The organism is Micromonospora rosaria, assembly GCF_001567585.1.
Classification (GTDB): Bacteria; Actinomycetota; Actinomycetes; order Mycobacteriales; family Micromonosporaceae; genus Micromonospora; species Micromonospora rosaria.
The window spans coordinates 30,697-55,062 of the sequence record NZ_LRQV01000022.1; the positions used below are offsets into that span (position 1 = coordinate 30,697).

Genomic DNA, 24,366 nt, shown 5'->3' on the forward strand with positions numbered 1-24,366 from the left:
GGTCGGGCGTCGCGTCCCGCCGGTCGGTCGGTCGTCAACCTGACACCACCGCCCGTCGGCCACCGGGTGACGGACGGTCCGGGCGGCGCGCCGGTCACCACCCGACGCTGCCGCCACCGCCGGAACCGGGTAGGTTTCGGACCCCTGATCCCGCTACCGTGTGAGGTCCCAGCCATGTCCACTGTCGAGGAGATCACCGGCGAACTGCACGCCCTGCTGGCCGGGGTCGAGCGGGCCCAGGGCCTGACCGCCGCCGCCGACAACCAGGCCCAGGAGGTCGCCGTCCGGGCCGCCGGCACCGGCTTCACCGCGGTCGCCGCCGGCATCGCCCGGGTCCGGAACGCCCTCGCCACCGTCCAGGCCGGGCTCACCGCGCTGGCGACGAGCGCCGGCGAGGCGGTCAAGGCCAGCACGACGGTACCCCGGGGGGCCACCCCGCAGGAGACGATCGCCGCGCTCGCCCCCGTACAGCAGGGCGTCACCGCCGCCCGGGAGGCCTGCATCGCCACCATCAGCCACGTCGACGAGGCCCGGCAACTCGTCAGCGCCGTGTTGCAGGGCGGCCAGCCCGGCCCGCTGTTGCAGACGCTGGACAGCGTGAAGCAGGTCCTGGTGCTGCTGGTGCAGCGCACCCAGAGCGCGCGGCAGGCCGTCGAGGCGACCGTCGACCGGGCCCGTCAGCTCGGCTCCTCGGGAAACTGACCGGGGCTGGCGGCACCCCACCGACCAGCCCCGGCGTCGACCCGCCCCGCCCTGCCGACGGTGCGCCCGGCGACCCCGCGTTCCCGCCCGCCTGGACCAGGCGGCCGACGGGCACCCGGGGCGGTTGCCCCACCGGCCGCCGCACGACGATCTCCCCGAGCGAGGACGACGAGGTACGGCGGTCCCTGCACCTGGAGAACGAGTGTGCCGACACGGTCGCGGCGCGGGGCTACCAGGTCCATCAGAACCCGACCAGGCCGGAGATCGCGCAGGCCCGGCTCGTCACCGGCGACACGGGAGATCCGGGGAGGACGCCGGACTACCTGGTGGAAGGGCATGTCTTCGACTGTTACGCGCCGACCCCGCCGAAGTCGGTACGCGGTGTCTGGGATGAGGTCCGGCAGAAGGTCGACAAGGGGCAGACCCAGCGCGTGGTGTTGAACCTGGAGGACTGGCGTGGAGATGTGCGTGCCCTCCAGAAACAGTTCGACGACTGGCCGGTGCCGGACCTGAAGGAACTCGTGGCGGTGCGAGGCGACGGTGAGATCATTCAGATCGTCCGACGGGACTGACGAAGGCGGTTGAGGTGGCTATCGAGTTCCGACTGATCCTCACAGGTGACCTTCCTGCGCGCGAGGTCGCCGAGGTCGTCGCACCGGGGGCCGCCGAGGGCCGGACAGCCTCCGGCAGCCCGATGCTCAGTTCGAGGTTCGACGACGCGCTCGGGTACGGCGTCGACATCATCGCTGGGCACCACGGCTACTACGACGCCGAGGACGAGGACGGATCCCTGTGGGTCTGGGAACCCGACAGGTACCTCCAGGTCGACTTCGCGATGGGTAAGGATGCGCTGGCCGAGCGGGGCATCCCCGCCATGCTCCGAGGTGTCTCCGCCGTCCTCGACCATCGGCCCGAGGACGCGGCCCTGGTGCTGAACGCCAACTGGCTGTTGCTGACCCGGGTCGGCGGGACGGTGCGAAAGCATCGACAGAGCTGGTGGCAGCACCACGACCTGCCGCTCTGACGAGTTACGGCCCCGCCGCGGGCAGGCGTCACCGTGACGGCGGGCCGGTAGCCGGGCCGGTGGCCGGTGACCCGTCGGGGCGGTGGCCGGGCCTCAGCCCCACCAGAACAGGGAGCCGAGGACGGTGTAGAGGGCGACCAGCGCCAGCCCTTCGAGGTGGTTCACCGTGCCGTCGATGGTGACGAAGACGACCAGCAGGGCGGCGACGATGACGGCGACGATCTGCAACGGCGGGAAGATCAGCGTGAACTCCCCGGCGCCGAGCAGGGGGGCGATGAGGGTCAGGACGGGGGCGAGCATCAGCGCGACCTGCAACGCGCCCTCCATGGTGATCGCCGTGGCGGTGTCGGCGTCGCCGCGCAGGCTGAGCTGCACCGCCGGGGCGAGCTGCGACAGGTTGCCGACGGTGGCCACCAGGAACAGGCCGACGAAGGCGGGGTCGAGGTTCATCGCCTCGGTGGCCGGTCCCAGGGAACTGGTGAGCCAGTCCGCCTCGAAGGCGATGAGCAGACCGGCCACCGCGACCAGGACGAGGACCCGGGGCAGCGGCCAGGTGCCGACCTTGGCCTCGCCGGTGCCGTTGTGCACGGGCGGCGGCGCGTCGGCGTTCTTGCCGAGGCGGAACGGCAGGGACACCACGAAGACGGTGAGCAGGGCGATCGCCACGACGTACGAGACGGCGGTGGTGTGCTCCGCGGCGGGGGTGCCGAGGTTGACCGCGATGGCCGGGGTGATGAGCGTGGCCATCAGCAGCACGAGCATGACCCGGGTGACCTTGGCGTGCCGGCCGTCGATGGTCATCGTGCCGTTGCGCAGCCCGCCGGTGAGGTACGCCAGGCCGTTGCCGAGCAGCAGCAGGTTGAGCACCGATCCGATCAGCGCGGCCTGGACCACGGTGACGAGTCCGGCGCGCAGCGCGAAGATGCAGATGATGAGTTCGGGCAGGTTGCCGACGACCGCCTGGAAGGTGCCGATGGCGGCCGGGCGCATCCGACCCCCGAGCTGGTCCAGGGCCCGGCCGAGCACCGCGGAGGCGAGCGTGATGGCGCCCAGCGTGCCGAGGAACCGCAGCACCGGGGAGGCGCCGCCGTGGTGGGCGAGGGCGGCGAGCACCGCGGCGACGGCGGTCGCGCACCACAGCAGCAGGTCCACGACGCGTCCGATGTCACGGCGTCGGCGTCGTACGTCGAGCGCCCGGTTCTTCATGATCACACTATGCCGGAGGGCGGTTCCCGCCACCATTGTGCGGAGGGCCACGCGGGCGGGCCGACCGGGCCCGGGTGTCGACTTGACAGGCAAGTGCGCGCTTGCCTATAACTGTGCCTGTGGACGCGGACCCTGACCTGTTCAAGGCGATCAGTGACGCGACGCGACGGGTCATCCTGGACGAGCTGACCGACCGGGACGGGCAGACGCTGTTCGAGATCTGCGGCCGGTTGACCATGAAGCATGGCCTGGCCTCCTCGCGCCAGGCCATCTCGCAGCACCTCGCGGTGCTCGAACAGGCCGGCCTGGTGCACACCCGGCGACAGGGCCGGTACAAGTTCCACCACCTCGACACGAGCCCGCTGCGCTCGATCGTCGACCGGTGGCCCATCGACCGAGAGGTATCGAACCCGTGATCCGCATCAACGTCACCAGCGTGCTCGTCGACGACCAGGCCAAGGCGCTCGCCTTCTACACCGAGAAGCTGGGGTTCATCAAGAAGACCGACGTGCCCGCCGGTGGCGCCCGCTGGCTCACCGTGGTCTCCCCGGCCGACCCGGACGGCGTCGAGTTGCTGCTGGAGCCGGACGGCCACCCGGCGGCGGGTCCGTTCAAGCAGGCCCTGGTCGCCGACGGCATCCCGTTCACCCAGTTCGCCGTCGACGACGTGTACGCCGAGGTCGAGCGGCTCACGGCGCTGGGCGTCGAGTTCACCCAGGGGGCGACCGACCTGGGGCCGGTGGTCACCGCCGTCCTCGACGACACCTGCGGCAACCTGATCCAGATCGCCGCTGTGAAGTAGTCACCCGCCCCGCGTGGCGGCGGTCTACTCCAGGTGGAAGGTGGCCGACGCCCGTTCGGCGGCCGACGCGACGGGTTCCAGCTGGAGCAGTCCGTCGCGGTGACGCAGGTACCGGCCGGGGACGTTCTGCGACTCCAGCGAGATCCCGGCGCTGGCGGCCAGGCCGGGGCGGCGGTGGTAGCTCGCGTCGCCGGCGAAGAGGGCCGAGCCGTCGTTGCGCTCGACGTAACCGGCGTAGCCCCGGTGGCGCAGGTAGTAGCCGGGGAAGTTGGTCGACTCCAGCGACACCGTGCCGGACCCGGCGAGACCGGTGACGATGCGGAACTGCGAGTCGGCCAGGTTGGTCACGTTCGGCTCCACGCGCGCCCGGTGCTCGTAGTGCCGGACGTAGCTGGTGGACAGGTCGTGGGCGCGCAGCCGGACCGGGGTGGCGCCGTCGGGCACCGGGATGCCGAAGTTCGGGGTGCCGTCGGCGTTCCAGTACAGCTTCTGGAGCCGGGTCCGGCGGTTCGGGTCGTTGAGCGGGTCGCCGGTGATGTCGCGGTAGTTGCGGTCGTGGTAGACCAGGATGTCGCTCTGCCCGTCCTCGGAGACGGTGAACGAGTTGTGTCCGGGGCCGTACTGGCCGGTGGCGGCGTTGCTGGCGAAGACCGGGGTGGGGCTCCTGGTCCAGGCGGCGGGGTCGAGCAGGTTCGCGGTGGCGGAGGCGCTCAGCAGGCCGAGGCAGTAGTTGGCGTCGGTGGCGCTGGCCGAGTAGGTCAGGAAGATCCGCCCGTTGCGCTGGATGACCGCCGGCCCCTCGGCCACCCGGTGGCCCCGGGTCTCCCAGTCGTAGCTGGGCACGACCAGCCGGGCCACGGGGCCCGTGATCTGCCACGGGTTGGCGCCCATCCGGGCCAGGTAGACGTTGGAGTTGGTGGCGATGCCGGGCTCCTGCTGCGCCCAGGTCAGGTAGCGCACCCCGTTGGCCACGAACGTCGAGGCGTCCAGGCTGAAGGTGTCCCACGGCGTGGTGATCCGGCCGCGTTCGGTCCACGAACCGGTCAGCGGGTTCGCCGCCGTGCTCTCCAGCACGTACATCCGGATCCGCCAGACGTCGTCGCTGCGGCCCGCCGCGAAGTAGACGTACCACCGGTTGTTGATGAAATGGATCTCCGGGGCCCAGATGTGGGCGCCCATCTCGCCGCTGGCGTGGCGCTGCCAGATCGTGGTCTCCGGCGCGGTCGCCAGCCCGGCCAGGGTGGTCGCGCGCCGCAGCACGATCCGGTCGTACTGGGGCACGGTGGCGGTCAGGTAGTAGTAGCCGTCGGTGTGCCGGACGATGTGCGGGTCGGCCCGCTGGTTGACCAGCGGGTTGGTGTAGCTGACCGCGGGCGCGGCGTGCGCCGGCCCGGCCACCGGCAGGCCGGCGGTCACGGCGAGCACGAGCAACGCCGCGACCAGCCGCGACTGCCGGTGCCGGCGGGGGCCGGGGGCGGCGCGCCGGGAGCCGGTGGGACGGTGGGGTGGCAGCATCTGTCCTCCACACGGTGGCGGTGGGCCGGCCGGTGTCGCGTCCCCAGGTTCGCGTTAACATCGATGACTGTCAAGGTATTGGCGGGTCGGTCGGCCGGTGCCGGTGGTCCGGAGCGCCGCTCAGTGCCGGTGCGTCCGGGCCGGCGGTGGTCCGGTCGAGGAGCGGACCACCAGGGTCGGTCGGTACCGCACGTCGTGGTGGGTGTGTCCCGGGCGCGACTCGTCCAACAGCAGGTCGGCGGCGGTGTGACCGAGCTGGTACGGCGACTGCCGCACCGTGGTCAGCGCGGGCGCGATCCGCGTGGCGAAGCGCAGGTCGTCGTAGCCGACGATGGACATGTCCTCGGGTACCCGCAGGCCCCGGGCGGTCAGGCCCTGGAGCACGCCGACGGCGGCGGTGTCGTTGAAGCAGATCACGGCGGTCGGGGTGGGCCGGGCGGCCAGGATCCGGTCCGCCGCCGCGGCGGCGGCGTCGGCCAGCGGCGGCGGGTGGATCGGCATGCGCAGGTCGAGCAGGGCCCGGTCCGGGTCGAGGCCGGCATCGGCCAGGGCCTGTCGCGCACCGGTGCGGCGGCGCGGCACGGTGCCGGGCTCGACGGTCGCGCCGAGGTAGGCGAGGTGCCGGTGGCCCAGCGCGACCAGGTGCTCGGCGGCGACCCGGCCGCCGAGCGCGTCTTCGACCGACACGGCGCAGAGGTCGAGCGGGCCCCGGGGCTGTTCGACCAGGACCACCGGGGTGCCGCGCCGGCTCGTCTCCAGGACGGCCGTGAGGTCCGGCCCGACCGGCGAGACGATGATGCCCCGGACCGCCTGTTCCCGCAGGACGTCGAGGATCCGGGCCTCCTTGGCCGGTTGCAGGTCGGTGCTGCACGCCAGGACGAGGCAGCCGGCCTCGGCGAGCCGGTCCTCGATGCCCCGGTTGAGTTCGGCGAAGAAGGGGTTGGCCAGGTCCACGATGACGCCGCCGACGATGGGGCTGGGCCGTCCGCGTAACTGCCGGGCGGGGCCGTTGGGGACGTAGCCGACCCGGCGGATCGCCTGCTCGACCCGCTGGCGGGTCGGCGGCGCGACGATACCGGGGCGACTCAGGACGTTGGCGACGGTGGAGACCGACACCCCCGCCACCCGCGCCACGTCCCGCATGCCGACGCGGTGGCCCGGCTGCTCGTCCACCGTTGCTGCTCCTCTCCCGGGGCCCGGCACGGCGGACCGTGCGGGGTGCCGTCGTCGCGCGGACCGACCCGCGACGACGGCAATTATTTCGGAGTTGGCGCGTTGCATCGATGGTGTTCGACGAGTATCTTCCTTCACGAGCCGGATTACAAACGTAACAACGTCGATGGGCTGGGCCGATCCGCGACCGCCTGGGCAGCGATCGTCGGGGTCCGATGCCCGTGGCGTCGGCTGTGGCCCCCCGCTGCGGGGCCTTCCCCTCTGAGGCAGGTCATGAGAAGACGACTCACCATGCTCGGCGTGGCGCTCGGCGCGCTCGTCGGCTCCCTCCTGATGTTCGTGCCGCCGGCCCACGCGGCCGTGGGCCTGCACATCAGCGACGGCACCATCGTCGAGGCCAACGGACGGCCCTTCGTCATGCGCGGGGTCAACCACCCGCACGTCTGGTTCACCGGCGAGACCGACTCGTTCGCCGACATCAAGGCGACCGGCGCCAACACCGTGCGGGTGGTGCTCGGCACCGGCAAGCGCTGGGGCCCCTCGAACGACGTGCCCCAGGTGATCTCCCTGTGCAAGCAGAACAAGCTGATCTGCGTCCTGGAGGTGCACGACACCACCGGGTACGGCGAGGAGGGCGCCGCCGCCTCCCTCGACGAGGCGGTCGACTACTGGGTCAGCCAGAAGGCCGCCCTGGTCGGCCAGGAGAACTACGTCGTCATCAACATCGGCAACGAGCCGATCGGCAACGTCAACGCCGCCCAGTGGACCGGGGCGACCACCGCCGCGATCCAGCGGATGCGGCAGAACGGCTTCGAGCACCTGCTCATGGTCGACGGCCCGAACTGGGGTCAGGACTGGCAGAACGTCATGCGGGCCAACGCCCAGACGATCCTGGACGCCGACTCCCGCGACAACACTGTGCTCTCGATCCACATGTACGCCGTCTACAACACCGCCGCCAGCATCATCAGCTACCTGGACCACTTCGAGCGTAACGGCTGGCCGCTGGTGATCGGCGAGTTCGGCTGGCAGTTCGCCAGCGGCGAGGTCGACCACGAGACCCTGCTGGCCGAGGCCGAGGCCCGCGACCTGGGGTACCTCGCCTGGTCGTGGAGCGGCAACACCGACCCGATCCTGGACATGGTGCTCGACTTCGACCCCAACCGGCGCACCACCTGGGGCGAGCGGGTGATCAACGGGGCCAACGGCATCCGGGCGACCTCGGTGGAGGCTTCCATCTTCGGCGGGACCACCCCGACCACGCCGCCGACGACCCCGCCCACGACGCCACCCACCACCCCGCCGACCACGCCGCCCACGACTCCGCCGACGACCCCGCCGACCGGCGGTGCGTGCAGCGCCACGTACACGGTGCTCAACCAGTGGCAGGGTGGCTTCCAGGGTGAGGTGCGGGTGACCGCCGGCAACGCGGCGATCCGGAACTGGACCGTCACCTGGACGTTCGCCAACGGCCAGACCGTCACCAACGCCTGGAACGCGACGGTCACCGCCACCGGGTCGGCCGTCACCGCCCGCAACGTGACCTACAACGGCAGCCTCGGCGCCGGGGCCAGCACCAGCTTCGGGTTCCTCGGCTCCTGGAACGGCACCAACGGCAGCCCCGCCCTGACCTGTAGCGCGAGCTGACCGACGCGCCACGCGAAGGACCTCCGGGGTACGCCCCCGGACGCCGGCCGCAGCGGCCGTGACCCACTCCGGCAGGTGGGTCACGGCCCTGTGTCGTCACGGCCCCGTGCGTCGCGGCCCTGTGTCGTCGCGGCCCCGTGCCGTGGCGGGCCGGCGTCAGCCCTGCCGGATCGCCTCACCGGCGATCTCGATGCGGACGGTCCGCCCGACCAGCACCCCGCCGGCCTCCAGGGCCACGTTCCAGAGCAGATCGTACTCCTCGCGGTCGATCTCCGCCGTCGCGCTGAACCCGAAGATGTCCTGGCCGTACGGGTCGCGCCGGGCACCGCCGAACTCGACCTGGAGGTCGACCGGGCGGGTGATGCCCTTGACCGTCAACTCACCGGAGAGCACGAACCGCCCGGTCGCCGGGTTCGCCGCCGGGGCCGCCGGCGCGTCCAGCGCCGCCCGGCGGCCGAGCCGGTGACTCTTCAGCTTGGCCCAGTAGAAGATCGGGTCGTTGCGCTCCAGCGAGGTGATCCCGGTGCTGCGGTATTCCAGGGTCGGGAACCGTTGGGTGTCGAGAAAGTCCGCACTACGGAGATGGGCGTCCCGGTCGGCGTTCGCCGTGTCGAGGCTGCCCGCCTGAATGGTCGCCGTCACCGACGACTCGAACGGATCGTCCTTGACGAGGATGTGCGCGCTCGCGTCGCGGAATTCGCCCCGGACGGGACTCACCATCATGTGTCGGGCGAGAAAACCGATTCGCTTGTGCCCGGCGTCGAGTTGATAGCTGCCGGCGGCGGGGATGGTCATGCCGTCCCAGACCCGGGTGGAACCGGTCATCGCTCGTGCCTTCCTTCCCCGACACGCTCACGGCCGCGTCGCCCACCCGCCCTGGTCGGGCGGCTGCAGACGGCCGGAGGAGCATTCCGGCGCCCAGCATAGGGAGGCCAGGGCGACGGTTGTCCGCAGCAGGAGCAGAAGTCGTGAGGATAATCACCACGGGGCGGCGGCCGGACCATTTGCCCCGTCCCCGGGCGGTCACGCTGCGCGCAATTCCGGGCCTCCGCAGGCGTCGTATCGGGGCAGATCCGGCCGGGGCAGCTAATCGGGATTCCGACGCCAAAGGGGGTGCCGGGTCGATGACCGTACGGCAGTGAATGCCGCCGTACATTCTCGACATTCGTCCGGCGGGGTGGGGTGGTCTGGGCGGGGCCGGGTCCGGCGGTGGGGGACTGCCGGGCCCGGTCCGGGGCGACGACGGTGCGACCTGCGGGGTGGCCGTGGCCGCGCCACCCGTGGCCGACCGCGCGCCGGCCGGAGCGGTGCCGGCCGAGCGCCCATTGCATCGAGGCATGTCGAATGCCAGGCTGAGGTTGGTCGCGGCCGGGAGCCGGGGCGAATCGTCCGACCGGAGCCGAGGGGACGCGCGGGGCGGGTCCACCGCCCGCGTGCGGGGCAGTCCCTGCGGCAGTCCACCCCTGCCGACCCGCCGTCGACCAGCCAGGACGCCAGCCGTCCGGCCCCGTCGCGGGCGGGGTCACCGGGGGAGTCCCGAACCCGGCACCGACCGCCCGTCCCGGCGATCGGTGTGTTCTCCACGAGGAGGTACGAATGCGTCGCACGTATGGCGCGGTGCTGGTCGCCGCGACCGTGACCCTGGCCGGCTGGGCGGGGGTGGCGACCGCCGCCCCGACGTCCCCCGCCGCATCGCCGACGCCGACGCCGACGGTGGCCTGCCCGCCGGTACTGCCGGTCGTGGCCAACGTGTCGGGGAGCACCGCCACGAGCCTGTCGATCGGGTACTCCGTCATGCTCGGCCCGCCCTGCGGCTACGAACTGCCGATCACCGTGAGCCTCTACGCCAGTGCGCAGGACGCCGCGCAGTGGCAGAACCCGGTGGCCCAGGCGGTCTCCGGGCCGGACCGCTTCGGCACCGTGACCGTCGAGGGGCTGACACCCGACACGGCGTACTGGTTCCGGGTCCAGGATGCCGACGGGCACCGCGACCCGTACCTGGTGGGTGGGCCGGGCCGCACCACGCCGTAGCCGCGCGCCCACCCCACCGGTCGCCCCGGCCGCCACGACCATGTCCGGCATGCTCGTGGCGGCCCGGCCCGCCCGTGGGACGCGGCACCGGCTCAGGGGTTGTCGTACTCGTCGATGACCTCGTCGAGGATGCGGACCGTCTCCTGCTGACGCCGGACCTCGGCGGCCAGCCGGTCGCGGTGCCGGCGCAACTCGCCGACGAGAAAGGCGGTGCGCTTGGACTCGTCCAGCATGCACGGCAGGATCGGCGCGATCGCGGCGCTGGACAGGCCGGCGGCGAACATGCGCTGGATGAGGACCACCCGGTCGACGCACGCCGGGTCGTAGCGGCGATGACCGGACTCGGTGCGATGGGCGACGATCAGACCCTGTTCCTCGTAGTACCGCAGCGAGCGGCTGCTGACCCCGCTGGCGGTGGCGAGTTGACCGATGCTCAGCGCCGCACCGGTCCGGTCCCTCACATCGGTGTCAACTGCTGCCATCGGCCCAGGGTAGCCGGGCGCGGACCACTGTCGCGTTCCGTGCGGTACGGCGGTGCGGGGCCGGGCGGGGTGATGTGTGGTCACGCCGGCATGGTGTCGCCCCAGGCGGCGGCGACGAGGGCCGGCAGGACCCGGGCCGCCGGCCCGCGCAGGTTCACCTCGGCGACCGCGTCCAGGGGAGTCTCGTCCGGGTTGACCTGGATCACCGTGGCCCCGAGCCGCGCGGCCACCCGGGGTATCTCGGCGGCGGGGTACACCAGGCCGGAGGTGCCGACCGTCACCAGCAGGTCACAGGAGGCCGCCGCCTCGACCGCCCGGTCCAGCGCCGCCTGCGGCAACGCCTCACCGAACCACACCACCCCCGGCCGTACCCTGGCGGCGCACCCGGCGCACCGGGGCGGCGGGACGCGTCGCCCCTCGGCCGGCTCGTCCGCGACGTCGGGCAGCGGCGCGGGCCGGGAACAGCCCGAACAGCGCGGCGCGAGGAGACTGCCGTGCAGGTGGACCGGGTCCCTCGACCCGGCCCGCTCGTGCAGGTCGTCGACGTTCTGGGTGACGAGCACGGTGCCGGGGAGGCGGGCCTCGATCGCGGCCACGGCGGTGTGCCCCGCGTTCGGCCGGGCCCGCCGGACGGTGCTGCGCCGCCACTCGTACCAGCCCCACACCAGGTCGGGGTCGTCCTCGAACGCCTGCGGGGTGGCGAGCGCCTGGGCGTCGAACCGCTGCCACAGCCCGGTGAGGGCGTCCCGGAACGTCGGCACGCCGCTCTCGGCCGAGATGCCCGCGCCGGTGACGACGACGACCCGGCGCGCCCGCGCCAGCAGCGCCGCCGCCTCGGGCGGTACGACGTGTTCCATGCGGTGCCTCCTGCGGACGCGGGTGCTGCCGGTGTGCCGACGAGTGTCACAGGCCGCGGGACGCGCCGCCACCCCGTTACGGCCGGCGGCCCGGCAGCGCCGCCGGCAGGTCCGGTCCGACGGCATGGTGGAGCAGGTGCAGCGGCGCGGCGGTGATCCCCGCCGTGCTGAGGACCCGCGCGTACGCCGCCGCCGTGGGGTCGTCCACCAGGCCGTGCACCAGCGGCAGGGTCGGGGTGGCCGCCCAAAGCAGCGCCTCGAGCTGGCAGGAGGCGACCGCGCCGGGGAGGCCGAGGCCCGCCGCGTGGGCGGTGATCGCGGCCGGCGGCAGGTCCACCGGTACGGCCCGCCGCGTGCCGCCGACGTGGAGCAGCCCACCGCCGACGACGAGGACGTCCCGGTCGCGTCGCATCCGGGCCAGGGCCCGCGCGGGATCCAGCGCGTGCGGAAAGGAGTCGTCCACGACGACGGTGCCGGGCCGGAGCCGGTCGACGTCGAGTGGTTCGGTCGCCGCGCTCGTGGCCCCGACGATCAGGTCGGCGTCGTACACCGGGGTGGGCGTCGCCGGGGTCGCCGCGCAGACCTCGACGGCGCCGGTGAAGCCGTCGGCCCGCAGCCTGGCGGCCTGGCCGGTCAGGCGGGGCGCGGCCGAGGGGACGTCGCAGAGCACGAGCCGGGCCGGCGGCCGGGGCGCGCGGGCCAGCAGCAGCCGCAGCGAGGAGAAGCCGATCGAGCCGAGGCCGACCACCGCGAGGGTACGGCCGGCCAGGCCCCGACCGGTCGCCGCCAGCGCGGCCTCCACCGTCAGGACCACGGAGACGACGGTGACGGCGTGACCGGTGGTGACCGCCGTGGCGGTGCGGGTCCGCCGGAGCACGCCGACGCCGTACCCGGTGTGGGCGGGGACCAGGCCGGCGAGCGAGACGCAGGCCGCGCCGAGGTCGGCGGCGAGGTCGACCCCGGCGGCGGCCTCGGCGGCGAGGGTCTCCCCGGCCCCGGCCAACTCGTCGGAGAACCGGGGCAGGCAGACGAAACCGGAGGTGCCCAGCGGGGTGGTCAGCTCCTCCAGCAGCCGGGGCCGGCCGGTGGGGAAGAGCAGCGCGCGGAGCTGGTCGCGGGGCAGGCTGCCGGCGGGCAGGCCGGCCAGCGCGGCGAGCTGCGCGGGCGGCGGCAGGTAGCCGACGATGGCCGCGGTCAGCCTGGCCGACGGTACCGCCGTGGGCGCGGTGATGGCGGCCGGACCCGGTCGGGCCACCGTGCCACGGTCCGGTTGGTCGGCCGTGCCACGGCCCGGTCGGTCGGCCGTGCCACGGTCCGGTCGGTCGGCCGTCGCCGTGCTGAGGTCGGCGCGGAGCCGGTCCGCGAGGCGGTCCAGGTCGGCGGCCGTCACGGCGTCGGGCGAGCCGCGCAGGGTGACCCGGAGTCCGTCGGGTCCGGGCCGGGCGGTCAGGAACAGGTCGGTGCCGATCGGTGGAGGGGCGAGTTCGCTCTCCTCGTCCCAGGACAGGCTGAGCCGGGCCGCCCCGGGGGAGTCGGCGTCCGCCGGCGCCGGATCGGCTGCCGGGCCGAGCGTGTCGAAGTCCAGGAAGCTGAAGAAGAACTGGGCCCCGGCCGGGGTGCCGTCGGGCCGTCCGGTGGGCACGGCCGCCGCGATGGCCGGCGGGTCGGCGTGCTGCCGGGCGGCGGCGACCTCGGCCGCGACCCGGGCGAGGTCGGTGGGGAAGGTGCCGGTGCCGGTCAGGCGCAGCGGCAGCATCGCCGCGCAGGGGCCGAAGACCCGGTGCAGGTCCGGCAGCGAATGGTCGCGTCCGGTGACGGCCAGCCCGACGACCAGGTCGTCCTGACCGGTGTGGCGGGCCAGTGCCCGGTGGTACGCGGCCAGCACGGGAGCGTGCAGCGTGGTCGCCGCGCCGGCGGCGAGCCGGCGCAGCCCGGCGACGACCGTGGTGTCCAGGGTGAAGCCGCGTACCGGCGCCGGTCGGCTGGCCCCCTCTGACGTGCCGGCGTCGTCGGGGTGGCCGACGCCGGGCGCCCAATCGGTCCCGGCGGCCAGGACCGGCGGCCGGTACGGCGACCCGAACCGTCCGGCCCACCAGGCGTACGCGGTCGGGTCCGGTGCGCCGGCGGCACGGCGCTCCAGCAGCGTCACGTAGTCCCGGAAGCTGGTGCGCAGCGGGGGGAGCGGGTCGGTCGCCCCGGCGTCCAGTCCGTGGTAGGCGGCCAGCAGTTCGTGGCCCAGCAGGGCGGCGCTGTACCCGTCACCGATCAGGTGGTGGGCGTGCACCAGCAGGACGTGGTCCTCCGGGGCGACCGTCAGCAGGCGCAGCCGGAGCAGGGGCCACGCCCACGGCTCGAAGCGTCGGCGGCGTTCCTCGGTCACCCGGGCGGCCACCTCGGCGGGGTGGCGGAGCGTCTCGTACTCGACCGGCAGCCGCATCGAGGCGGGCAGCTCCTGCTGGACGGGTGGCCGGGCACCGGCCGGGAAGACGGTCCGCAGCATCGGGTGCCGGGTGACCAGCAGGTCGACGGCGCGTTGGAAGAGGTCGCGGCGCAGCCGCCCGCGCAGCCGGAGGCGGGCGAGCCAGGCGGTACCGGCGCCGGGCGCGATCGCGTCGGCGACCAGGAAGCCGCGCTGGGTCGCGGTCACCGGGAACGGCCCGCTGTCGTCGCCGGTGCTGCCGCCGCCGGTGCGTCGGCCTGGACCGGTGCCGGTGGCAGCGGAGGTGTGGGTGGCAGCGTCGGTGGCGGTGGCCGTGCCGGTCCCGCCGGTCGCGGTGGCGGTCGCGGTGGTGTCGGCCGCCCCGGTGTCGGCCGCGTGGGTGTCGGTCGCGGTGGTGTCGGTCGCGGTGGTGTCGGCCGCGTGGGTGATCGTCGCGTCGATCGCGGCGGCGAGTGCGGCCAGGGTCCGGTGCTGGTAGATGACGGTCGGGCTGGGCGCGGTGGGGAACCGGTCCCGGAGCTGGGCGAAGACCTCCAGGACCAGGATGGAGTCGCCGCCGAGGGCGAAGAAGTCGTCGTCCGGACCGACCGCCGGCACGTCGAGCAGGCCGGCCCAGATGCGGGCCAGACTCGCCTCGGTGCCGGTGCCGGTGCCGGTGCCGGACACGGTGGGGTGGGCGGCAAGCCCGGTGCCGCCGGTGCCGGTGGCGGGCGGGGTGGCTTGTTCGACGGTGGCCGGCGGGGCCGCCGTGTGGGAAAGCAGCCGGGCGCGGTCGATCTTGCCGGTGGCGGTCAGCGGCAGGTCGTCCAGCAGGTGGATGCGGGCCGGGACCATGTGCTCCGGCAGACGGGCCGCGAGGTGGCCGCGCAGGACGGCCACGCTCGGGGTGGCCGGCGGCGTGGGCAGGACGAACGCGTGCAACCGGGGGTGCGGGTCGGCCCGGTGCAGCACGACGGCGGAGGTGACCTCCGGGTGGGTCCGCAGCACCGCCTCGATCTCGCCCGGCTCCACCCGGTACCCGTGGATCTTCACCTGGTCGTCGAGCCGGCCCAGGAACTCCAGGGTGCCGTCCGGCGCGACGCGGCCCCGGTCGCCGCTGCGATAGAACCGCTGGCCGTCACGGATCACGAACGCCGCGTCGGTCAGCTCCGGCTCGCCGAGGTAGCCGGCGGTGAGACCGACGCCGCCCAGGTACAGCTCACCGGCCACGCCGGGTGGGCAGGGCCGCCCGTCGGGGTCGACGACGCGCACCACCGCCCCGCCGACCGGGCGGCCGATCGGCAGCCGGCGTACCGCGTCGTCCGGGCGACGGTCGATCAGGTGCCAGGTGGCGTTGATCGTCGCCTCGGTCGGGCCGTACAGGTTGGTGATCCGGCAGTCGGTGCCGAACAGGTCGAACCAGTGCCGGACCGGCACCGGCGACAACTCCTCCCCGCCGACGTGCACCCAGCGCAGTGCGGCGAGGTCCGGCGGGACGCCGTGCCGGGCCACGTGGTCCTCGGCGGCGCGCAGGATCCGCTCCCACAGGGTGGGGACCGAACTCCACACGGTGATCCGGTCCCGCTCGATCCGGGACAGCAGCGCCGCCGGGTCGCGGAGCAGGGACCGGCTGAAAGTGACCACGGTGGCGCCGACGAGCAGGGGCGCCAGAATCTGCCGGACCGAGGCGTCGAAGCAGCTCGACGAGGTCTGGGCGAGCCGGTCGCCGGGCCGGTAGCCGAAGGTGGCGATGGCCCAGTCGAGGTAGGTGAGCATCGACCGGTGGCTGACCGGTACGCCCTTCGGCCGTCCGGTCGACCCCGACGTGAAGATCACGTACGCCGGTTGGTCCGGGCTCGGTGCGGGCGACGCAGGTTCGGGTCCGTGGCGCGTGGTCCCGGTGTCCGTGGGTGGGTCGGCCGCCGGATCGAACGTGGTCGGGGCGAGCCGGACCGGCCGGGTGGCCCCGTCGAGCCGGGCCACGCTGTCGGCGCAGTCGTCGTCGTGCAGCAGCAGCTCGGCCCCCGCGCGGACCAGTTGGTCGGTGAGGCGGGCCGGCGGGTGGGCGGCGTCCAACGGTACCCAGGCGGCACCGGCCCGCAGGATCCCGACCACCCCGACGACCGTCTGCGGTCCGGGTGCGGTGAGCAGGCCGACCCGGTCACCGGGGCGTACCCCATGCCGGGCGAGCAGCCCGGCCACCCGGTCGGCGGCCAGGTCCAGCGCCCGGTAGGTCACCGTCCCGTCGCCGGTGTCCACCGCCACCGCCTCCGGGGTACGCCGGCAGACCGCCCGGATCCGGGCGGTGACGTCGCCCCCGTCACCGGTCGGCCCGGGTGGCCCGCCGGGGTGCCGCCGCTGTCCGGTGCCGGGGCCCGTTGCCGCCGGGTGGCCGCCCCGGTCACCGGCGATCGCCGACCATGGGCCGGTGGCGGCTGCGACGAGATCCGGCCCCGGGCCGGCGGCGGGGCCGACGGGTGCCGGCCCGGGGCCAGCGGCGAGGGCGACGAGCGCCGGCCCGGGGCCGGCGGCGAGGGCGACGAGTTCCTGTCGGTGCTCGGCGGCGAGCCGGGCCACGGTCGCCCGGCTGAACAGGCGCAGCGGGAAGTTCCAGGACAGGCCGAGGCCGGTGCCGGATTCCCAGCAGAGCAGGCTGAGGCGGGTGGCGGCGGACGCGGAGCCGGCCGCCGTCGGGGCGACGGTGACGGGGCAGCCGGGGTCCCGGGCGACCGGGAACCGGGCGAAGCTGAACCCGGCCGGGCTCGCGGTGCGCGGACCGTCCCCGCGCCGGGCGAGCAGCCGGGCCAGGTCGAGGCTGGCGACCGAGCCGTGCCGCTGCGCGGCCGACCAGGCCACCCGCAGCCGGTCGGCGAGCTGCCCGGCCGGCTCGTCGGGGTCCACGTCGACCCGCAGCGGCAGGGTGTCGGCGAACGGGCCGACGATCCGCCCGATGCCGGGCAGCCGGGCGTCCCGGCCGGCCCGGGCCACGGTCACCGGCACCCGCCGCTGCCCGCTCCACCGGGCCAGGCAGCGGACGTACCCGGCGAGGAGCAGGTGGAACAGGGAGACGCCAGCGGCGGCGGCCCGGTCGCGCAACGCCGCCACCAGGTCCGCGTCCAGGTCGCCCTGATGGGTCACGTACGGCGGTGCGGGTGCTCCGGCGGGGTCGCCGTCGACCGGCAGCCGCAGCGTCCAACCGTCGCCGGTGAGCAGGTCCCGCCAGTACGACAGGTCCGGCGGGGTGGGCGGGCCGACCTGTCGGGCGTACGTGTCGAAGCCGGGGGCGGGCGGGGGTGGTGCCGGGGCCCGCCCGTGGGCCAGCGCGGTGTAGCCGGCCCACAGTTGCTCGCTGAGCAGGTTCAGGCTGACCCCGTCCCCGGCGGCGTGGTGCAGCACCAGCAGCAGGTGCGCCCGGTCGGGGGTCTCCCGGACGAGGACCGCCCGCAGCGGCGGCTGGCGGGTGAGGTCGACCGGGGTGTTGTACAGCCGTTCCTGGAGGTCGGCGAGCGTGCCGGTGAGCGGCTGTACCTCGTACCAGGCCGGTACCGGGTCCGGGTGGGCCGCCGGGGGCGGAAGCACCTGGCGGGGCGTGCCGGCTGCGGCGCCGGGCACGAACCGGACCCGCAGCATCGGGTGGTGGGTCTCCAGGTGGGCCAGGGCCTGCCCGAGCAGGGCCGCGTCCAGGGGCCCGGTGACGGTCTGCCGGACGAAGGCGTAGCTGGCGACGGTCGGGTGGAGCCGTTCGTTGATGTGGAACGCCCGCTGCACGGCGGTCAGCGGGAAGGGCTCGGCCGCCGTCGCCCGCGGCCCGGACTCGCGTTCCGCCGGTACCGGCTCCACCGATGCCGGTGCCGGTGCCGGTGCGGTGCCGGTGGTCGCGGTGAGGTGGGTGGCCAGGTCGGCGACGGTGGTGTACTCGAAGAAGAGGGTGACCGGCAGGTCGCGGCCGAGGTCCTCCTCCAGCCGCTTGACCAGGTCCACCGCCGCCAGCGAGTCCAGCCCGAGGGCGAGGAACGACGTGTCGTCGGCGATCTCCTCGGGCCGGCGGTGCAGCGGCTCGGCGAGGAGCCGCCGCAGCAGCCCCGCCACCTCGTCCCGGGTCGGCCCCTCGCCGTGCGCGGCGTCCCGTCGTGGGGAGGGGCCGGTGGTGCGGCTGCCGGCGGGGCCGGCCACGGTGCGCACGTCGCCGGGGGCGGGTAGCGCCGCTGCGGTGCTGCGGCCGGCGGTGCCGCTGCGGCCGGTGACGGTGTGGCCGGTGTCGGTGTGGCCGGCCGTGGTGCGGGCTGCTGTGGGGTGGCCGGTGGCGGTGGCGTCGGCGGGGGTACCCGACCGGTGGGGCCGCAGGTCCGCGACGACGAGGTGGGCGGCGTCGAGCCGGCGGGCGATCGCCAGCGCGCGCAGCGCGTCGTGAACGGGCAACGCGACGGCACCGGCCCGGTCGACGAGGCGCGCACCGCCGGGCTGGCTTGTCTGACCGGGCTGGGCTGCCGGGCCGAAACGGCCTGCCGGGCCGGGCTGGGCTGCCGGGCCGAGACGGCCTGCCGGGCCGGGGGCGGTGCGGACCGCCATGCCGGTGTCGGTGATCGCGGCGAAGCCGACGGCCTGGACGGGACGGCCGGCGGCCCGGTGTGCTGCGGCGAACGCGTCGAGGAAGGCGTTGGCGGCGGCGTAGTCCCCGATCGCCCCGGCCAGGCCGGGCAGGACCGCGCTGACCGACGAGAACCCGACCAGCGCCGTCCGGTCATGGCCGTGCCGGCGCAGCGCCTCGGCGAGCAGGTAGCTGCCCCGTACCTTCGGAGCCAGCACGGCGAGCACGTCCCGGGTGGACTTCGCCCGCAGCGTGCCGACCCGGACCGTGCCGGCGGCGTGGAACACGGTGTCCAGCCGGTGCACCCCGGCCAGCAGCGTCTCCACGTCGGCCGCCACGGTCACGTCGCAGCGGTGGTACGTCACCGTCGCCCCCAGCGTGGTCAGCTCGGCCAGCAGGTCGGCGGGGGCCCGCTCCGCCCGGCCGGCGAGCAGCAGGGTGGGCCGGCCGGCGCGGGCGAGGGTACGGGCCAGCGCGGCACCCACCCCACCCGCGCCGCCGACGATCAGGTGGACGCCGCCCGCCCCGGGCCGGCCGTCCTTGGCGCCGTCGGGCACGTCGTCGCGGGCGGGGGAGCGGCCCGGGGGCGTCGGTGCCGCGACGAGGAACCGGGCGAGACGCCGCCCGTCCCGCCAGGCCACCCCGGTCGCCACGACCCCGTCGGCGGGGGCCTGCCCGGCACCACCGTCCGGTCGGTCCGGGGTGGCGTCGGCGGTGAGCCCGGACAGCTCCCGGCGGACGGCGTCGACCCGGGCCGTCGCAGCGTCGAGGCTGGACAGGTCCACGGTGCGGACCAGCAGTCCCGGACGCTCGTCGGCGAGGGCGGCGGCCAGCCCCGCCAGCACGGCCTGCACCGGACGGGGCCGTTCCATCGCCGCCCCGGTGACGTGCACGTCCTCGGTGACCACGAGCAGCCGCCCCTCGACCCCCGTGTCGAGCAGGGCCCGGACGGCGTCGACCTGGTCGGTCACGGCGGCGTCGAGGGCGGCCACGTCCGGCGGGTCGACCGCCGCCCCGGCGAGCAGCACGGTCACCGCCGGTGCCGACGGCCCCCCGGCCGGCGCGGATCGGGCCGACGCACCCGGCACGGTACCGGCGGGCGTCGCCGTGCCACCCGCTGGATCGGCGGTCACCTCGCTTCCGGCGGTCACCTCGCTTCCGGCGGCGGTGAGCGCCGTGGCCAGCGCGGCGGCGAACGGGCCGCCGACCCCCGGGCCGCGCAGCCGGACCCGCGCCGGCAGGGCACCCGCCACCGGCGGCGCCTCCCGCCAGGCGACCAGGTGCAGCGGGACAGCCGTTTCCGGCACAGCCGTTTCCGGGGCGGCCGTTTCCAGGGTGGTCGGTTCCGGGACGGCCGGTGGCGGGTGGGCACGGCGCTCGAACGGATAGGTCGGCACGGGCACCCGCCGCCGGCCGGCGTGCAGCGCGGGCCGGTCGAGTGGGCCGCCCCGGGCCCAGAGCAGCCCCACCGTCGCCAGCAGTGCCGCGGTACCGGTGCCCACCGCCGGGGTGGCCGGATGCGCGGGCGGGTCCAGCACCGTGACCACCCGGACCGGCTCGGCTCCCGGCGCGCCGAGGGCACGGGCGATCTCGCCGGCCGCCCCGGCGGTGCCCAGCTCGACGATCGTGTCGTACCCGTCGTCGTGCAACCGGCGCAGCGCCGCCCGCAGCGTCGGGCCGTCCGTCGCGGCGGTCGCGGACCGGGTCGGGTCCGGCGGGTCCCACCGTCCGGTCGCCGGGCTGAACAGCGGAACCGGCGGGGTCGCAGCCCCGGGATCGGCCGGCCACCGGTCACCGGCCCCGCCGCCGGTGCCGCTGCCACCGGCGGCAGCGGCGGGGTCGGGACCGGTGAGCGCGAGGGTCCTGCGGACCGCCTCGCCGACGCCCAGCGCACCGGCGGCGGCAGCCGCTGCGAGTTCGCCCACCCCGTCACCGAGGACCGCGTCGGGTCGTACCCCCCACGCGGTGAGCTGCCCGGCCAGCGCCAGCGCCACCACCACGCCCACCGTCGCGGTGACCCGCTGGTCGGGCCGGTCCGCCTCCGCCGGGGGGTGCCCGGCCAGGCACCAGGACAGCAGGGACCGCCCGGCCACCGGTCCGGCGGCGGCGCAGGCGTCGACCAGCAGGGCCCGGAAGACCGGCAGCCGGTCGTGCAGGTCCCGGACGACCGGGGCGGGCACCGAGCCGGCACCGGGGAAGACGAACACGGTCCGGGGGCGGCGGCCGACCGGCTCCTGCCCGAGGGCGCCCGCCGCGGCCTCCAGCCGGTCGGCCAGGTCACCGCCGGCGACGACCGCCAACCGGTACGGGGCGTCGTCGCGGGCCGTGCCGGCGCTGGCGACGACGTCGGCGGCGGCGAGGTCCGGGTGGGCGCGCAGGTGCCGGGCGAGGTCGCGGGCGCTGCGGCGCAGCGCGGACGCGGTGTGCGCGGTGAGCGTCACCAGGTGCGCGCCGAGCTCGCCGTCGACCGGTACCGGCGCGGGCGGGTCGGGCGGCGCCTCGCACAGGACGGCGTGGGCGTTGGTGCCGCCGAAGCCGAACGCGTTGACCCCGGCCACCAGCGGCCCCGGCGCGGTCCACGGGCGGGCCTCGGTGACCACCGCGAACCCGGCGGCGTCGAGGTCGTACCGGGTGGACGGCCGGGTGTGGTGCAGCGACGGCGGGAGGCGTCGGTGCTGCAGGGCGAGGATCACCTTCAGCAGCGCGGGCATCCCGGCCGTGTTGAGCAGGTGCCCGAGGTTGGTCTTGACCGAGCCCAGCCAGCGGGGTGTCCCGCCGGGGCGGGGCGGGAACGCGGCGGCCAGCGAACGCGCCTCGACCGGGTCGCCGAGCCCGGTGCCGGTGCCGTGGGCCTCGACGTAGGAGACGTCGGCCGGATCGAGCCCGGCGTCGGCGTACGCCCGCGCGATGACCTCCCACTGCCGGTGCGGGTTCGGGGCGAGCAGGCTCAGGGACCGCCCGTCGTTGCCGACCGCGGTGCCGGTGACCAGGGCGAGCACCGGGTCCCCGGCGGCGTGGGCGTCGGCGGGGCGGCACAGGACCAGCGCCGCGCCGCCCTCCCCGGGGACGAAGCCGTCGGCGTCGGCGTCGAAGGCGCGGCAGCGTCCGGTGGGGGAGAGCGCCTCGGCGCTGTCGAGCAGCCGGTAGGCGGTCTCGGTGAGGGTGAGGGTGACCCCGCCGACCACCGCCAGGTCGCACTCGCCCGTGGCGAGGCTGCGCGCGGCGAGGTGCAGCGCGACGAGCGCCGACGAGCAGGCGGTGTCGACGGCGAGCGCCGGCCCGGTGAGGTCGAGGAGCTGCGCCAACCGGGCCGGGACGAGGTTGCGCAGGTTCCCGACCAGCGCCGCCGGTGTGGTGACCGGCCCGGCGGCGGCCAGCAGTTCGGGGTACGCGCTCTCGCCGACCGCGGCGAAGACACCGATACGCCGGCCGTGGCGGCGGGGCCCGGCGTACCCGGCGCGTTCCAACGCCTCGTACCCGATCTCCAGGAACAGCCGGGCGTGCGGGTCGGTGAGCCGGGCCTCCTCGTCGGTGAGCCCGAAGAAACCGGCGTCGACGTGCAGCGGCTCGTCGAGGAAGGCGCCCCAGCGGGGCTGCCCGTCCTGCGGGGTCCACCGGTGCGCCGGGACCGGCCGGACCGCGTCGACGCCGTCGACCAGGCGCTGCCAGAACTCGTCGGGGTCGTCCGCGCCCGGGAACCGGCAGGCCATCCCGATCACCGCCATCGGCGGGGCCCCCACCGCCGGGGTGCTCCCCGCGCCCGGTGTCGTTCCCCCGCTCGGCGTCGTTCCCGCGCCCGGGTCGGCCTGCCCAGCGGGCGGGGGCGCCGCCGGTCGGGTCGGCGTCGTGCCCGGCCCGGCGAGGATGCGGTCGGTCAGCGCGCTGACGGTGGGGCAGTCCCGCAGGTCCGCCGGGTCGAACGTGGCGCCCAGGGCGTCCTCCAGCCCGGCGAGCACCTCCATCGCCCGCAGCGACGACCCGCCGATGGCCAGGAACCGGTCGTGCGGCCCGATCGTGTCGGCCGGCCGGTCCAGCACGCGGGCCCAGACCGCGCGGACGATCCGCTCGACCTCCCGGCGCGGCAGCCGCGCGGCGTCCCCGGCCGGGGTCCGCACCGGCGTGCCGGCGGTGGCGCTGTCCGACGGGCCCTCGGGGGTGCCGGTGGATGGTCCCTCGGGTGGGCCGGCGGGGGTCGGGGGTGCTGGGTGCCAGCGGCGTTCCCGGTCGGCGAAGTCGCCGGCCAGGTACCGGTCGCGCATCCGCCGCCGCCGGAGCTTGCCGCTGGTGGTCCGGGCGAACGCGCCCGGCGGCAGCGGCAGCACCCGGACGTCGTCGTGCCCGGCCGCCTCCGCCACCCGGGCCCGTACCGTGTCGAGCACCCCGGCCGCGCCGGCCGGCGGGCGGGCCCACGACACCAGCACCACGATCCGTTCCCCGCCGGAGTCCGGGTCGGTGCAGCCGAGCACCACGGTCGCCCCGGGCGGCAGGCCGGGGGTGGCGACGGCCACCGCCTCCAGGTCGGCGGCGTGGAACGTCCGCCCGTTGACGAAGACCACGTCCTTGGCGCGGCCGGTGACGCAGAGCCGGCCGTCGCGCAGGAAACCCAGGTCGCCGGTACGCAGCCAGCCGTCCACGAAGGTCTCCCGGCTGGCCTGCGGCGCGCGGTGGTAGCCCGGCGCCACGTTTGGGCCCCGGACCTCGATCAGGCCCACCCGGTCGTCGGGCACCGGCCGGTACCGGTCGTCGACGACGCGGACCTCGCAGCCGGGCACCGGGTGGCCCAGGTCCATCAACTCCACCGCGTGCCCGCCCGGGTGCGTCGCCACCGCCCGTCCCCGGCTCAGCGCGTCCCGGTCCACCAGCAGCGGGACCGCGACCTCCCCGGGTGGCGGGAAGGTCACCGCGAGGGTCGCCTCCGCCAGCCCGTACACCGGTCGGAGCGCGGCCGGGTCGAGCCCGGCCGGGCGGGTGTGCGCCAGGAAGTCCCGCCACACCGCCGCCGAGATCGGTTCCGCGCCCACCGCGACACACCGGACGCGGCTCAGGTCGAGCGCCGCGAGGGTCTGCGCCGGAACCCGCCGGACCGCCAGGGCCAGAGCGAAGTTCGCCGCCGACAGCAGGGTCGCGCGGTGCCGGTGGGCGGTGGTGAACCACAGCGCCGGGCGCTTGGCGAACGCCAGCGGCGGGATGCGGACCTGGGTGCAGCCGACGGCGAGCGGGGTCAGGTGGGTGCCGATGAGCCCCATGTCGTGGAAGTACGGCATCCAGGTGACCAGGACGTCGTCCGGTCGGGCGCCGCTGGCCACCCGGGCCTGCTCCAGGTTGGCCAGCACGTTGGCGTGGGTCAGGGCCACCCCGCGCGGCGTGCCGGTGCTGCCGGAGGAGAACTGGAGGAAGGCCACCTCGTGCGGGGCGGGCGCGGGCAGGTCGTCCGGCGGGGCGCCGGCGCGCAGGGCGGCCAGCCGCAGCACCGGGCCGGGCAGCCCGTCGGTGGTGGCGGCGGTGGCGTCGTCGGTCACCGTCACCGCGTCGGTGAGCAGGTCACGGACCGCCCGCACCCGGGCCGGCTCGGGCGGCAGCGGGACCGGGACCAGGCCGGCGGCGAGCGCTCCCCAGAACATCGGCTGGAAGTCGTCCCCGGCGTCGGCGAGCAGGATCGCGGGCGTGCCGGGGGCCACCCCGGCCGCGCGGTAGCCGCCGGCCACCCGCAGCGACTCGTCCCGCAGCTCGCGGACGGTGACCGGCCGTTCGGTGCCGTCCTCGCGGACGTGCACGACGAGTTGGTCGGGTGTCCGGTCGGCGGCGTCGAGGAGGACGTCGAGCAGCGTCCGTTGGCCGCCGGGTCCGCGCACTGTCCGCACGCGACGATGCTATCGGCCATGATCGAGTACCCGGGCGGCCGGCCGGGGCGGATCGCCGA

14 protein-coding genes are annotated in these 24,366 nt (G+C 75.5%); 7 read left to right on the forward strand and 7 right to left on the reverse strand.

Annotation, left to right across the window (positions count from 1 at the left end; all coding sequences use genetic code 11):
* Positions 1 to 174: 174 nt before the first annotated feature.
* From AWW66_RS09120 to AWW66_RS09130, 3 genes are all read left to right on the forward strand, one after another.
* Entirely contained in the window at positions 175 to 702 is a 528-nt protein-coding gene (locus tag AWW66_RS09120; RefSeq protein ID WP_067362677.1) for a DUF6244 family protein, read from the forward strand.
* A gap of 149 nt (positions 703 to 851) precedes the next feature.
* Positions 852 to 1,274, forward strand: a complete 423-nt coding sequence (locus tag AWW66_RS09125) for a CdiA C-terminal domain-containing protein (RefSeq protein WP_067362680.1) — start codon at positions 852 to 854, stop codon at positions 1,272 to 1,274.
* Between the two features lie 14 nt (positions 1,275 to 1,288).
* A complete protein-coding gene (locus AWW66_RS09130; RefSeq protein ID WP_067362683.1) occupies positions 1,289 to 1,726 on the forward strand; it encodes a SitI3 family protein in 438 nt (145 codons plus the stop codon).
* 93 nt (positions 1,727 to 1,819) lie between these two features.
* On the opposite strand, the gene AWW66_RS09135 is transcribed toward AWW66_RS09130, so the two are convergent.
* Entirely contained in the window at positions 1,820 to 2,932 is a 1,113-nt protein-coding gene (locus AWW66_RS09135) for a calcium:cation antiporter (RefSeq protein WP_067362741.1), read from the reverse strand.
* A 119-nt stretch (positions 2,933 to 3,051) separates the two neighbouring features.
* On the opposite strand from AWW66_RS09135, the gene AWW66_RS09140 reads away from it, so the two are divergent.
* Entirely contained in the window at positions 3,052 to 3,348 is a 297-nt protein-coding gene (locus AWW66_RS09140) for an ArsR/SmtB family transcription factor (RefSeq protein ID WP_067362686.1), read from the forward strand.
* Complete coding sequence (locus tag AWW66_RS09145; protein WP_211271890.1) at positions 3,348 to 3,734, forward strand: VOC family protein; 387 nt, start codon at positions 3,348 to 3,350, stop codon at positions 3,732 to 3,734. The genes AWW66_RS09140 and AWW66_RS09145 overlap by 1 nt, the downstream gene beginning before the upstream one ends.
* Before the next feature lie 24 nt (positions 3,735 to 3,758).
* On the opposite strand, the gene AWW66_RS09150 is transcribed toward AWW66_RS09145, so the two are convergent.
* Both AWW66_RS09150 and AWW66_RS09155 read right to left on the reverse strand, forming a co-directional pair.
* Positions 3,759 to 5,249 (reverse strand): family 43 glycosylhydrolase, encoded by a 1,491-nt coding sequence (locus AWW66_RS09150; protein WP_067362693.1) that lies wholly within the window; start codon positions 5,247 to 5,249, stop codon positions 3,759 to 3,761.
* A gap of 120 nt (positions 5,250 to 5,369) precedes the next feature.
* On the reverse strand, positions 5,370 to 6,422 hold the full coding sequence (locus AWW66_RS09155) for a LacI family DNA-binding transcriptional regulator (protein ID WP_211271887.1): 1,053 nt from the start codon (positions 6,420 to 6,422) through the stop codon (positions 5,370 to 5,372).
* 273 nt (positions 6,423 to 6,695) lie between these two features.
* Between AWW66_RS09155 and AWW66_RS09160 the strand changes: the two genes are divergently transcribed.
* A complete protein-coding gene (locus tag AWW66_RS09160) occupies positions 6,696 to 8,069 on the forward strand; it encodes a cellulase family glycosylhydrolase (protein ID WP_067362696.1) in 1,374 nt (457 codons plus the stop codon).
* A gap of 156 nt (positions 8,070 to 8,225) precedes the next feature.
* Here the strand turns inward: AWW66_RS09160 and AWW66_RS09165 are convergent, their stop codons facing one another.
* On the reverse strand, positions 8,226 to 8,894 hold the full coding sequence (locus AWW66_RS09165) for a YceI family protein (RefSeq protein ID WP_067362699.1): 669 nt from the start codon (positions 8,892 to 8,894) through the stop codon (positions 8,226 to 8,228).
* 771 nt (positions 8,895 to 9,665) lie between these two features.
* Between AWW66_RS09165 and AWW66_RS09170 the strand changes: the two genes are divergently transcribed.
* Complete coding sequence (locus tag AWW66_RS09170; RefSeq protein ID WP_157527295.1) at positions 9,666 to 10,100, forward strand: hypothetical protein; 435 nt, start codon at positions 9,666 to 9,668, stop codon at positions 10,098 to 10,100.
* A gap of 92 nt (positions 10,101 to 10,192) precedes the next feature.
* On the opposite strand, the gene AWW66_RS09175 is transcribed toward AWW66_RS09170, so the two are convergent.
* The 3 genes from AWW66_RS09175 to AWW66_RS34810 all read right to left on the reverse strand — a co-directional run bounded on the left by AWW66_RS09175 (position 10,193) and on the right by AWW66_RS34810 (position 24,307).
* Positions 10,193 to 10,582 carry a MerR family transcriptional regulator gene (locus AWW66_RS09175; protein ID WP_157527297.1) on the reverse strand — a complete coding sequence of 130 codons (390 nt, stop codon included), beginning with the start codon at positions 10,580 to 10,582 and terminating at the stop codon, positions 10,193 to 10,195.
* An 80-nt stretch (positions 10,583 to 10,662) separates the two neighbouring features.
* Positions 10,663 to 11,439, reverse strand: a complete 777-nt coding sequence (locus tag AWW66_RS09180) for an SIR2 family NAD-dependent protein deacylase (protein ID WP_067362706.1) — start codon at positions 11,437 to 11,439, stop codon at positions 10,663 to 10,665.
* A 76-nt stretch (positions 11,440 to 11,515) separates the two neighbouring features.
* On the reverse strand, positions 11,516 to 24,307 hold the full coding sequence (locus tag AWW66_RS34810; RefSeq protein ID WP_211271888.1) for a non-ribosomal peptide synthetase/type I polyketide synthase: 12,792 nt from the start codon (positions 24,305 to 24,307) through the stop codon (positions 11,516 to 11,518).
* Positions 24,308 to 24,366 lie beyond the last annotated feature (59 nt).

Excerpts from the sequence above, each read along its gene's own strand:
- AWW66_RS09175 (WP_157527297.1), bottom strand. The coding sequence starts at position 10,582 with ATGGCAGCAGTTGACACCGATGTGAGGGACCGGACCGGTGCGGCGCTG.
- AWW66_RS09165 (WP_067362699.1), bottom strand. The coding sequence starts at position 8,894 with ATGACCGGTTCCACCCGGGTCTGGGACGGCATGACCATCCCCGCCGCC.
- AWW66_RS09160 (WP_067362696.1), top strand. The coding sequence starts at position 6,696 with ATGAGAAGACGACTCACCATGCTCGGCGTGGCGCTCGGCGCGCTCGTC.
- AWW66_RS09120 (WP_067362677.1), top strand. The coding sequence starts at position 175 with ATGTCCACTGTCGAGGAGATCACCGGCGAACTGCACGCCCTGCTGGCC.
- AWW66_RS09170 (WP_157527295.1), top strand. The coding sequence starts at position 9,666 with ATGCGTCGCACGTATGGCGCGGTGCTGGTCGCCGCGACCGTGACCCTG.
- AWW66_RS09150 (WP_067362693.1), bottom strand. The coding sequence starts at position 5,249 with ATGCTGCCACCCCACCGTCCCACCGGCTCCCGGCGCGCCGCCCCCGGC.
- AWW66_RS09180 (WP_067362706.1), bottom strand. The coding sequence starts at position 11,439 with ATGGAACACGTCGTACCGCCCGAGGCGGCGGCGCTGCTGGCGCGGGCG.
- AWW66_RS09135 (WP_067362741.1), bottom strand. The coding sequence starts at position 2,932 with ATGAAGAACCGGGCGCTCGACGTACGACGCCGACGCCGTGACATCGGA.